Source organism: Mucilaginibacter sp. SG538B, assembly GCF_013376065.1.
Taxonomy (GTDB): Bacteria; Bacteroidota; Bacteroidia; order Sphingobacteriales; family Sphingobacteriaceae; genus Mucilaginibacter; species Mucilaginibacter rubeus.
This window is the reverse complement of record NZ_JABMJI010000006.1, coordinates 284,056-297,084: the sequence shown is the minus strand read 5'-3', so window position 1 is coordinate 297,084 and position 13,029 is coordinate 284,056. Positions and strand designations below refer to the sequence as shown.

At 41.9% G+C, this 13,029-nt stretch carries 5 protein-coding genes; all 5 read right to left on the bottom strand.

What is annotated here, in order from left to right; translation table 11 throughout:
* Positions 1-122: 122 nt before the first annotated feature.
* The gene (locus FHW88_RS26920) at positions 123-1,721 is read right to left on the bottom strand and encodes a RagB/SusD family nutrient uptake outer membrane protein (protein ID WP_176628658.1); all 1,599 of its coding nucleotides are present in this window, start codon (positions 1,719-1,721) and stop codon (positions 123-125) included.
* 24 nt (positions 1,722-1,745) lie between these two features.
* Positions 1,746-4,898: a SusC/RagA family TonB-linked outer membrane protein gene (locus FHW88_RS26915; protein WP_176628657.1), complete on the bottom strand. Its 3,153-nt coding sequence runs from the start codon at positions 4,896-4,898 to the stop codon at positions 1,746-1,748.
* A gap of 795 nt (positions 4,899-5,693) precedes the next feature.
* Positions 5,694-8,072 carry a glycoside hydrolase family 127 protein gene (locus FHW88_RS26910; protein WP_255485457.1) on the bottom strand — a complete coding sequence of 793 codons (2,379 nt, stop codon included), beginning with the start codon at positions 8,070-8,072 and terminating at the stop codon, positions 5,694-5,696.
* Positions 8,073-8,237: 165 nt separating this feature from the next.
* The gene (locus FHW88_RS26905) at positions 8,238-9,932 is read right to left on the bottom strand and encodes a cellulase family glycosylhydrolase (protein WP_176628656.1); all 1,695 of its coding nucleotides are present in this window, start codon (positions 9,930-9,932) and stop codon (positions 8,238-8,240) included.
* Positions 9,933-10,710: 778 nt separating this feature from the next.
* Positions 10,711-12,294: a GH39 family glycosyl hydrolase gene (locus FHW88_RS26900; RefSeq protein WP_176628655.1), complete on the bottom strand. Its 1,584-nt coding sequence runs from the start codon at positions 12,292-12,294 to the stop codon at positions 10,711-10,713.
* Positions 12,295-13,029: the final 735 nt, after the last annotated feature.

Genomic DNA, 13,029 nt, shown 5'->3' with positions numbered 1-13,029 from the left:
GCAAGCTACAAAGCCTGCTCTTATTGGAATTTATGTTACTTAAAAGCTAAACCTATGGAAACGCCACCTATTAGTTCACGATCTGTATAGTTTAGTTGCAAACCAACTCCTTAATAGGCTTCTTAATTCCAGTCGCCTGAAATATCTTTTGCTATTGCAGAGTTGGCATTCTTTTCTGCCAACGGTATCGGGAACAACACATTTTTATCCTGGAAAGGTTGTGTGCCATCTTCAATTTGCCTTTCGGCGTTGATAGTTTGCTTGGCAATACCCCAGCGAATCAGGTCGAAATAACGAACTTGTTCTCCCGTTAGTTCCAATTGTCGTTCACGCATTAATATCCGCATTGCATCGGTTTGGCTGCCTAATGATGTATAAAGCGGCGCATTAACACTTGGCCTGCTGCGTACCTGGTTAATTAAGGCCAAAGGTTTATCACCCGTATTGCCCTGCTGAATATAACTTTCGGCCAACATAAGCAATACATCAGCATAGCGGATCACCTGGCCGTTGATACCGCTTTGCGGGCCACCAAAGGTAGCTACCTTGTTATAATATTCGTACTTAAGCCATTCGTAACCTTTTGTAGCGAAAGGATAAGCTATCGGACCGGTTGCACATTGTTGGCAATACTGTGTCTGTCCGCCGCTTGCGGCATCGCCGTAAAAAGTAAAAGCAGCACGTGGGTCAACGTAATTAACCGATGGATTTTGCGGGTTAGGGTAAGTGAACGCTTTAACAGCTGTTGTAGTTACATAAACGTTATTCCAATCATTAAAGCCATATGATTGAGCGCGAACGGTATGTGTTGCCTTACCGCCCCAGGTTTCCTGGCCCCCAAACATATAATACTGGTTACCAATCCCCCAATCTGTCCACTGCTGGTTCATCACCTGGAAAATAGTTTCAGGGTTCAAGGCAGGATTATCCTGGTTAGGATCGTCAAACAGGTTATTATAAACTGGCGCCAGTGCATAGGTGTAAGGTTGCTGCGTTAGCTTGGTAAGCTCAGTCTGGGCCTGGGTCCATTTTTTTTCATAAAGGTATGATTTACCCAGCAACGCCACTGCAGCGCCCTGCGTAGCACGCCCATAGCTGGTTGCAGGGTAAGACATTGGTAAACCGGCTTCGGCATCTTTCAGATCCTGTTCAATAAAGGCCCATACATCTGCAACGGATGATCTCGGCATATTGATATCGGCAGGTGTTGGCAAGGGTAAATATTTGGTACGTAAAGGTACCCGTCCAAAACAATTAACCAGGTTAAAATAAGCATAAGCACGCAAAAATTTGGCTTCGGCAACATATTGCGCCTGGTCGGTCGTTTCTGCAGCATTAGCTGGCTTCCACACCTGTGCCCTGTCAATAACAACATTGGCCCGTGCAATTAACTGGTAAAATACTGACCATGTGTTGTTCATTACGTCAAGGTCGGGGCCAAAATTATACTGGGCCACTTGCAAATAATCACCTAAAAGGGGTTGGTTGTTTTTAGCGTCATATCCAAGCAGGTCAAAAGTAGTATAATAATCACCAGACCAAAAACCTGTATGCAGCAAAGCGGCGTAAGTGGCTACAACAGCCTGGTTTATAGCAACATCGCTATTAAAATAAGTATCATAAGTGTATGCACTTTTGTTTGTCAGATTCAGATCTTTTTTGCAACCTATTGAGAACGCAAGAAGTGCTGTCATCAAAAGGAATTTTATATATTTTTTCATGTTTTTATTTTTAAAGAATGCCTTTTAAAATGCTGCTTGTATCCCGAATAAAAATGTGCGCGGTTGCGGTACCTGGCCGTTATCAATATTGCGGTTAAAAATAGTATCGTTTGAATTGTTATCGCCATAAACTGTACTTAACTCAGGATCATATCCTTTATAACCGGTGATAGTAAAAAGATTTTCGGCGGCCACATATATACGCAGTTTGCTTAAAACAGAACCTGAAAACGATTGCAGTGTGGCTTTACTAAAGGAATAGCCAAGGGTTATGTTACGCGCACGCAAATAGGAGCCGTTATCGATAAAAAAGTCTGATGGCCTTAAATTTCCGGATCCGGTTGCATTTTGCCCGGCTCTTGGCAGGAGAGCGTTATCGCCAGGTTTCTCCCATCTGTTTAATATAGCTGTTGAGGCATTATGTCCTGTTCCGGCAAACTCCAAACTTGATCTTAAATTGTTTCCAATCTGAACTCCCTGTACGCCTGATAATACCACATTAAGATCAAAATTACGATAAGTGGCCCCAAGGTTAATACCGTATATGAACTTTGGAATAGCACTTCCCAAAACTTGCTGGTCTTTGCTGTCAACAACTCCATCCCCATTCAAATCCTTGAATATAAAATCGCCCGGAAGCAACCCTGTTTGATAAACCGCGTTGGCATCGCCGTTTTTTTGCTGTGCCGTTTTATTCAGGGCGTCAATTTCGGCCTGGTTTTTAGCTACATGGCCAACCCTGTAACCATAAAATGAGCCGATAGGATAACCTGCCTGGGTTAGTGTGTAAATTGCTCCTGTTCCACCAACAATCGGTGTTGGCGATTGTGTACCTAATGATATTGTTTTGTTATTATTGTAAGCACCGTTTACACTTACATTATAACTAAAACCGTTTTGGGGCTTTGAACGGTAACCTAACTGAAATTCGAAACCTTTATTTTGGGCATCCGCCGCATTAACAATCTCGTTACTGTTTGATGTGTTTATACCCACACCCAAACTTGGCGGCAAAGGTATCGCTACTATAAGGCCGCTGCTTTTACGATTATAGTAATCGGCCGAGAAAGTTAACTGGTTATTTAGGAACGTAAGGTCGATACCCGCGTCGGTTTGGTCGGTTGTTTCCCAATGTAATAAAGGGTTGGCGATAGTTATTACAGTTGTACCGTTAACAAACTGTTCGGTCTGGCCAAACGAATAAACGAGGTTTCCCGGCGGCCCGTTAAAGGTAAATACGCTGGTATTTGTAAGGCCAAATCTGTTATTACCTGTGCGGCCCCATCCTACGCGCAGTTTACCATCATTGATAAATGGCAACGCCGACTTAACAAAATCCTCCTGGGCAAAACGCCACGCAAAACCGCCACCCGGAAAGTTACCATAACGGCTTAACGGGCCAAAGTTTGACGAACCATCGCGCCTGATACTACCCGAAAGAATGTACTTATCGTTAAACGAATAGATTAAACGGGCATAATAGGAAATAACGTTGCCAAATTGAGTGTAATAGCCCGATGAATTACCCTGCACGGTAAGCGTAGGCGCTACACCAATATCCCTTACAGCATCCGATAACATACCTGTGCCCAGCACGCTAAGGTATTTGGTACTCCCTGCATCAATATAACTGGTACCTGCAGTTAATGAAATATTATGTTTTCCGAAGCTGTGATTATATGACAAGTAATTTTCGATGGTATAATTAGAATAGTTATTTGACGCGCGACCTGCCTGCCTGGTGTATCCCAGGTTGTTGGAGGTAACATATGGTATCTGGTACGAATCGTTCACGCTGTTGCCATATACACCTGATACCTGCGAACGAAGAGTTAACCCGTTGATAATTTTCACCTCGCCAAATACCTGCGGAAATAAAACGAGGTCGTGGCTGCTTAAGGTTTGTACACCTAAAATCTGCAATGGGTTTACAGCATTGCTGTTATCATCAACGTTGGTAAGGATAGAGTAACCACCGGGGATAGACGCATCATAAACGGGCTGATACGGTGCATAACCAAGCGCGTTACCAATACTTGTTACCTGGCCTGCAGTTTTAGTATACCGTAAGTTCAAGGTTTGTCCAAAATGGAAACGACCCAGTTTTTCATCTAATACAAACCGGTTATTAAACCTTCTAAAATTATAATCTTTAACTACGGCTTGCTGCGTAACGTATCCTGCCGACATGTTATAAGTAACCTTGTCGCTCCCTCCGCTTACGCTCAGGTCGTTTTGAGTTGAAACGGATGTTTTAAAAATCTCTTTCTGCCAATTGGTCCTGTCAACTAATACATATGGCGTGTTAAGTTTTGCCGGCACCGGGTTGTTATTGGTCGCGTCTATATCTTTAAGGAGCTTCACATAGTCGGCGGCACCCAGCAGATCAAGGTTTTTAGTGACGTTTGAAACACCCACCTGCGAATTAAATGTAATTTGAGTTGAACCCGCCTTACCTTTTTTGGTGGTGATGATCACAACGCCGTTTGCTGCAGCAACACCATATATTGCTGTGGAGGCAGCGTCTTTTAGTATGGTTATATTTTCAATATCCTGGGGGCTGATGGCGTTGAACAAATTGGCATCGCCCTGGATACCATCAATTACGTAAAGCGGACTAACATCGGTAAACGAGCCTGTACCGCGTACGATAATTTGAGCGCCCGAACCAGGCACACCGTTAGCCTGCATTACCTGAACCCCAGGTGCCTTGCCTATTAATAATTGAGCCGGACTTGTAGATGTGTTAGCCCCTGCGTCTTTAGCAGCTACCACATTTACCGAGCCTATCAGATCCTTTTTACGGGCGGTACCATAGCCAATTACTACTACTTCATTAAGGGCTTTACTATCACTTTGTAAATTTACATTCAGTACGATTTTTCCATTTACTTTAATCTCTTGTTTTGTGTAACCAACAAAAGAAAATACAAGGGTAGCATCCCCTGTAACATTAAGCGAATAAGAGCCATCCGTCCGGGTAATAACTCCGTTTTCCTTTCCTTTCTCTGCAACTGTAACCCCGGGTAGCGGACTGTTATCATCGGCCGATTTTACGACGCCTTTAATGGTGACTGTTTGTGCCATTACGGGCAATGTGCTCATAAACACCAGCAGTAGCAGCAAGTGCCGTAATTTAGCTGCGCTTAGCAGCCTCGTAAAATTTGTAATTTTCATTTTCATAATTGGTTTTTGTTGTTAAGTAAAACTTTTATTTAACCACAATTAATTGTTAAATAAACACCAATATTAAAATACAATCGATTGCGAAAATATAGCAAGCATCTCCATCCTGATTGTAAGAAAATATTAAATGAGCTTTATGGTTTATATAATAAGTAATTCTGGCGTTCAAAAATACTTTGCGGAGTAGCGCCATTTGTTAAAAAATAGGTGTACAAATGTTTCAATTTGTATATTTTCATGTTCTTACCATGCATCGATAAGCGCATACCAATATTTGGCTGTTACCGGCATTTTGAATTATTGGTGTTCAAAAAACAATTGTTTGTATTAAGCGCTACTGGTTCCTAAGCCTATGACGTTCGCATTGGAATAGTTTTGTTATTCAAGTTGTCATCGCCGAGTATTCCTATACGATAGAAAGGCAGCGTTCTAAGAATCGACAACGTTGTTAAGGATTTGCTTAATGATACCTTATATGGTTGATTTGAGGTTCAACATTAATGACTATCATTTATCATTCATTAAAAATGAAGCGCGGTATTTGTTATCCCAAACCGATTCCACGGTTGCCCGGTAAAAGATTAAAAATTTTCTAAAAGTTTTACCAGACAGCCTGGTTTTAGAGGCAGGAATAATTTTGCGGTTAAACAGCGGTTTATTTCTGGAAAGGGCACAAAAAAGGGTCTTTTTGAGGCCCTGGGTAGTATTTATATGTATCGAATAACATTTTACCAGACAATAATGACCGATCCTGTAATTGCAACGGCCTGCAACGGATTTAAGCCCTCAATTATTCAAAAGTCTTATTTCATAAACAGGCCCGGCCATTGCACCCTTATCTGCCTGGAATTTTATCCGGAGACTTTGGTCTGCGTTGTATTTCAAATCGGCTGGCAAATCATATTCTACGGTATAGAAAGCGTCACGTTTACCATCCTTCAAGTCAACTCTGACCAATTCCTGTTCATTGATAAGGACGGAGAACTTATGGTTCCTTTCAATTCCAAAATACGTGATACTAATTTTCTTTGCAGCTTTATTTTTATCGGTGAGCTTATAGCCGAACGCCCCCGTTGCAGCCCTGAAGTGCCTATTGAAATTAACGCCGGCAAAAGAATTCTCTTTTTCCATGAAATGATCTGATTCGGGTTGTTGTTCGCCCGGAGTTACCACATCGATAGTATTAGCAGCCAGTTTTGCTTCCTTCGCGTCCTCCTCCGCTAACTTAGCCTGCAATTCGTCAAAGCCCCTGGCCGATTCTTTTCGCCAGTACACTACATAACGGGCATCCTGTATCTTATAAAACGGCACCAGCTTCAGGTTTCGGTATTTAACCGGGTATATTAATCGCCCGGCATTAAAGGACATCGGTTTATTTTTATCCTGAACTATTAGCGGGGCATCATTTGTAGAATCGCTTACAAAAACCGGCATATCTGTAAGCTTATACAGGTTGCCCCCAGCAACGTGGCCCATCCTGCTATCATCGGCCTCGCGGCCTTTTTGGGCAATTGTATCAATCACTGAAGCAAGCACGATCGGGCCATGCAATACGGCTTCATAATTGGAGCCGTCGGGAAGTTTCTCCGTCGTCGTCTGCATCGGTAATTGGACGGTGATGATATCCCCTTTCCGCCATTTTCTTTTTAGCTGCACATATGATGACGGCTGCGCTTTAACTTGAACGGACCGGCCATTGATGTTAATTGAAAGTGCACCGGTTTTTACCCATGATGGATACCTGATGTTTATCCCGTATGCACTATTGCCAGTTTTCAAAATCTTCAGCGTAGTTGTTTCCTTGTCAGGGAACACGGTTTCCTGCTTAAATTGCAAGCCCTTTTGCTTCCATATAAGCTGAGACGGAATAAACAGATTAACATATAGCTCGTTATCTGAGTGGCTGTAGATCATTTCACCATACTTTGAATGATTTTCCATACCGGAGCCAACGCAACACCACATGCTTGTTTGTGGCTGGGAGTACACCCTGTAATGCCCGGGGCGCATCGGTGTAAAGTAAACAAAACCGCCCTTCCCCGGCCGCTGGGTTGTAAGGATATGATTATACAACGCCCGTTCGTAATAATCGATATAGGCAATATCCGGATCTGACCTGTACAGATCTTCGGTAAGCTTAAGCATGTTATAGGTATTGCATGTTTCGGGTCCTTCTACACTGGAGATCATGGTTGAGAAATCTGTAGCGGGGTTAAAATGTTCCCTTACGCTGTTACCACCTGTTGCTACCGACCGATGATGTACCACGGTTTGCCAAAAGAATACCGCAGCACGATTGTAGGCGGTATCACCGTTGTAATCAGCAATCCGCTTAAAACCTATCACTTTGGGGATCTGCGTATTTGCATGTAAATTATCCAGTTTATCCTGACCTTTTTCAAGCGGCTGAAGGAGAGCCTGGTGAGAGAAACTGTAGGCCGCGTCAAGGTATTTCTTTTCGCCGGTGATCCCGTATACATCTGCCAGTACCTCATTGACACCTCCGTGCTCATTCCCAAGCAGCTGCTGCATTTGTGACTGGCTAAGTGCAGTACTGATATTGTAAAACCAGTCTGCCAGTTTAATCAGCATGACTTTTGCTGTTTGATTATTTTCATACAGCCATGCATCGCGCAGCCCGGCAAATACTTTATGAATATTATAAAAAGGCACCCATTTCTTATTGAAATCTGTAAAATCACCCTTCATTACCTGGGGCCAAAGTTCGCGGCTTCCAGGCACGCCACCCAAATATCCGTCACCGTTTTTGTCCTGGCACAATTTAAGCTCATTGATCATGTAATCAAGGCGCTGGCGCATACGGTTATCACCAGTAGAAGCATACATCATAGCCAGGGCAGAAAGATAGTGGCCACCGATATGTCCATCCAGGCCCGAATTTTCCCAATTTGTATAACTTTTAGCTTTTTGTGGCAGCCCCGCCTCCCTCCTAAAAGGTGCAAGCAGGCGGTCGGGCTGCAGGGCAAGCATATAGTTGAGGTCTGTCTGCTCCTGTTCTTTAAAAATCCCCGGTAATAGCCTAACATCCTGTAGAGGAAAGCTTTTGACAACCTGCTTTTGTTGCGCCCACAGCAAAAACGGACTAAAAATCAATAAAAAAGCGATGCGTTTCATAATTGGGTTTTCATCGGCAAGATACATCATTAAGTGTTAAAACAACAATAAAAAGATAAAAGGCCTTCAAATCGCTAATTTGAAGGCCTTTACATTATTGTTCATTTTTAAATATCAACTACCGCTTATATCGCGGCGCATCTTTCATGCTTTTTGTGAAGAAAGAAAAAGATATAAGTGTTCTTAAGGGTTACATTATATTTTCACAAAGCCCCATTGCTGGTTACGCCCGCCAGAATAGGTCCATTGAACAGCAGCTACACCGTTATTAAGCGAAGCCCCGTTAACATCCAAAGCTTTCCCACTATTGGCATTGATGATTTTATAATATCCATTGTCTGTTAGCTGAATTGACCATTTTTGATTTGCGCCGCCATAGTAATCCCACAGGTCTACCTGTCCTCCGTCAGCTGTGTTCAAACCATAAACTTCGAGGCATTTTCCGGTTGCATGCATTGGAGTAAGCCTGTAATAACCGCCTCCCGCGTCTTCTACTTTAAATTGCTGGTTTGCCCCTGCTAAATAGTCCCACTGATCGGCCTGTGTTTGATTGGCAGTTCCCCAGCCCGCAAATTCCAGGGCTTTAAAACTGTTTCTGCTGTAAATCTGGTAAACCTGGCCAACCTGAATTATTGAAGAGGTATTATTTTGCGCTCCCTGCAAAATGGCGGCTAAACCTTGCTGATCGTAAACGCTGTTGTTCTGCCTGTTAAAAATCCGACCCGGATTGGTTGAGTCCGTACCACCTGAATCAAAATAAAATGGTTTTAATCCATATTGTAATGCCTGGTGGACAAAATAATTGAGGTAATAACCTCTGCTTGCAAGTTGCAGGTTTAACGCATCGCCGGTAAGACCTAATCTGCGGTTTACTGCATATTCTCCCAACATAACAGGAATGCCCTTATCAACAAACTTTGTTTTCATCAACGAAAGTTCTGAAGTCATATACGACTCTTCACCCCAGGTAGCATTTCGTGAAGCATCGGTTGTAGAATGATACCCGCTGCCCCAATAATAGAACATATTACCCCAGCTTGCATCCGATGTCAAAAAACAAAACTGAGCCGGATCATAATAATGTACTTCAACCATTAAACGGTTGCTTGCCGGATCAGTTGGAAGCGTATTCATCAAAGTGTTGGTGCCATCAATATTAGTACTTGGCCCTTGCACAAGCAGCACCCTGTAACTGTTATGCCCCCCGGTTGATCTGACCGCGTTAACAAATGTTTGATGATATGAAAGCAGCACACTCATCCCGGTAGCATCTGATACATTGGGTTCATTGGCGCTGGCAAAAATCACATGCTCGTCAAAACCACGCATTTGCGTGGCTATTTGCTCCCAAAAAGCTTTTTGTTTGGCGTTAACAGCGGCCTGTGCGGCGGTGGTACAATTGTTCTCCAGCCACCCGCCGTCCCAATGTATATTTAGTATCACATACAAACCGTCATTAACGCAATATTGAACAACCTGTTGCACCCTGTTGAGCCATGATTGCTGAATTTGCCCCGTGGTTTGGTTAGAATACTGATCCCAATCGCAGGGGATACGAACTGCGGTAAAACCAGCTTGCTTAACTTTATCAATAAGTGCCTGGGTTACCAAAGGGTTACCCCAGGCTGTTTCGCTGCCTGATGCTTCGAGTGTATTACCAATATTCCACCCCAATTGGAACTTTGCTGCAAGCTGGGCGGCAGTACTGCTTACCCCTGTTTGATCAGGCGCAAGAGGCGACGTATTGTAATTTGGATAACTGGTTATAGCCAATGTTTTAACTGCTTTGGAAACAGGCGGCTTAACAACCGGACTGGCAATTTGTTGCTTTTGGCAACGGGTAAGCAATAAAATCGCGGCTACCCCAAATAAATAGTTTAGTGTTCTCATATTTAAATATTAATTGATTCATAGCAAAAAAGAACAATTAAACAGTGCGCATAAACAAACGCTCTTTTAGCGATTGCGCTTCTGTTTTAAATCAGTTGCAGGTTATTTTTTGGTTAAAGCCACTCTTGGGCTATTGGTTTGGGAGCCAAATATATAGGCCGAAAAGGCCACAAAAGTGAATAAATAGGGTGCTAAATGTTTAATTTAAAAGAAAATACAGTGCTGGTGACTATAATCTTGAATACTATAGGTATAATCCAAGATAAAATGTAACGAAAATTATTATCAACTAAGATTAATGCCTTACTGAAGTAATTTAAACAAAACCAATTCGTTTTACTCCTTTAAGTTGTAAATAATATTAATTTAGTAATATCATTAATACCTCAACCTTCTTTAAATGATTAGCAAGATAGAAAGGACAGCCGCGACCATGTCTGTAGGCTCGCCGCTACAAAATTTCGAGTTTTATACTTCCATTACTTTATTAACGGCAGTGGTAATTTTTCAAATCAGGTCGTCAACGAAAAAAAAGAAGCCCTGAATATTATTTGAAGTACTCGTAAGATATTTATAACATATAGAGTAATAAATGTTGCTCACCAGCAGGCAAATAAATATGCGTGCAGCTTAATTGAACTGCCGAAAATGAAAAGAAGACTGTAAGAGGCTTAGCTTTGCAAATTAAATAACAACCCATACCAGGAATACATCAGCAGGTATACTCATTTAAAAGTATCACCTGCTGATGTATTAAAATGAGCTAACTGAAGGCTTACTAAAGTTTAACGATATTGATGAAAGCAACATCGTTTTCCCTGACAGGAAGATGCTTTAACACCTTACCTGATGCATTTACTGTAATATCCTCATGCCAGATGGCTGCACCACTATTTTCCTTTTTTAGCTTGTCAACCTGTGCTTTTGTCAGTTGATCAGGTTTATTGAAAGACAGGTACGTGGTGTATGGATCATTTACCTTATATCCCGTTTTATAGATTTCCATCCGATATTTGCCGCTGGGCATACCGGATATTACCAACTCAACCTCTCCTTTTGATTTAGCAGGTAGGTCGCGGACATAGTAAGCCTGGTTATTGACAGAATCAGGCAAAGTATAAGTGTAATCCCAAAGCAACACCTGAACATCCCCTTTTTTATTTTTACAAGCCCAGGAGGAGCTATCCTGATCTGTTATTTCCGTTTCACCCAATTTGTTTAAAAAAGAATAGGCAAAAAAAGCCGGCTTCTTTATCCCCTGAGTATTGAGTAAACCGAAACCTCCGTGGAATGGCGTAAACCGTGGTCCGGCTTCTTCAAAGATGTCAGTGAACGTCCAGTAAGACATGGAATTGGCTGCAGATCCGGTTTGCTTCAATTTTTCAAGTATATATGCAGCTTCGTGATAGCTATCGTGTATGGGATCTGACGGAGTATAAGATGAGCTCCATTCAGTATAATGTAACTCGAGGCCCGGAATTGTGGAGTTTTCTATTTGCTTGCGTGAATTCCGAACATCACCGCTAACGCTTCCTTTGTTTTTGTCAAGTACGGTACCGGTTGAACCGTACTCGTCCAAAAAGCCTTGTTTTACACCATAAGCATGGGTACTTATAAAATCAATAGGAACTGAATTTTTGCTGCAAAAATCTATCATGTCAGGTACCCATGCCGCACCGGCAGTAGCCGGCCCTCCTACTTTATAGGCTGGGTTTACACTTTTTATCGCTTTCGCACTGTATTGATACAATTTAAAATAGTCATCTTGCGAACCGGTCCAAAAACCATCTTTGAGGTTCGGCTCATTCCAAACTTCAAAATACCATTTTTTTACTTCGTCAATTCCATACCGCTCGGTAAAATGCCGGGTAAGGTTACGGATCAAACCTTCCCATTTACTATAGTCTTTCGGGGGTGTTACATTTCCTCTCCACCAAAAAATTGTTTTATTACCACTTGCCAGCGCTCCCGGCATAAACCCCAGTTCAACAAACGGTTTCATGCCTATACTTAAAATATAATCATATAAAGCGTCAACGTATTGGTAATTATATTCCGGCTTACCATTCCTGTCTTCCCGGTAAACAGCCATATCGTCTGTAAGCAGGCCATGCATCCTGATATATTTAAAACCACATTCCTTTTGTACAGTGGCCAATTGTTGCTGCCAGTCGGCCCGCAAGCCTTCATTTGCACGCCCTGCTCCTACACATAAATTAAATGACGTATTAAAACGTCCTTTTTCTTTTTTAAAATCGATGTTAATAACCCTTTTAGCTTGATTTGCTTTTTCCGGGCTGTTACCCTGAGCAAAAACGTTACTAAAAAACAGGCTTCCTAAAATAATGGGTAAGATTTTCATATTGATTTTTATATCTCTGTTTACAAGACTTGTCTGATAATTATTACGTGGGATACAATATTAGTACGCAGCGATAAACGAAGCCAAACAATATTATATCAGAGGCGGCAAATTTATGTTGCACCACGCTCCTTATTGTTGGTAAATAGGGATACAAATGTTAATTTTCAAATGATGGAGTCTGCAATAACCCGCGCCGGTCTCTCCAACAAGTTTTAAAGTTGGTATTATTTTCGCATTTATTAGCACTTTTCGGCGATTTCACCTTCAAATTTCAATGTCAATAGCTGTTCTTAAACGCCTCTCTTTTACTTTTTTTGAGAATATTGTCGGCTCTGCAATGGCATTTCGCCTTCTATCATTGACGAAAATAAGTTTAATCAACTCATAATCAATTAGTTAATTTCAATTAACATTTGTACCCCCATTTGTAAACAATCGATTGCGATTTGTCATCTAATTTCATCCTCCATAAAGCGGCATATCTTCTATACCGATGCCGTAGTCTGATGCCTGAACAAAGGGACAGATGAGATAACCAATTTTATAATAACCTAATTTAAACTAAGCATTATGCCAAAACGCGTACTTATTAATGCCTGTGCCATTCACGAGGCAGCCCATTAAAAAAATCAATTCAGGATTTATTGTAAATATCCCGTCCGCATTACATCGGTATACTTCTGTGTAAACATACCGATGCTGTCCCCGACTCCAGTTCCACAGCGTCAAATG

What these genes read in the sequence shown, in the direction of transcription:
- FHW88_RS26920 (WP_176628658.1), bottom strand. Translation starts at nt 1,721, where the DNA reads ATGAAAAAATATATAAAATTCCTTTTGATGACAGCACTTCTTGCGTTC.
- FHW88_RS26910 (WP_255485457.1), bottom strand. Translation starts at nt 8,072, where the DNA reads ATGATGTATCTTGCCGATGAAAACCCAATTATGAAACGCATCGCTTTT.
- FHW88_RS26900 (WP_176628655.1), bottom strand. Translation starts at nt 12,294, where the DNA reads ATGAAAATCTTACCCATTATTTTAGGAAGCCTGTTTTTTAGTAACGTT.
- FHW88_RS26915 (WP_176628657.1), bottom strand. Translation starts at nt 4,898, where the DNA reads ATGAAAATTACAAATTTTACGAGGCTGCTAAGCGCAGCTAAATTACGG.
- FHW88_RS26905 (WP_176628656.1), bottom strand. Translation starts at nt 9,932, where the DNA reads ATGAGAACACTAAACTATTTATTTGGGGTAGCCGCGATTTTATTGCTT.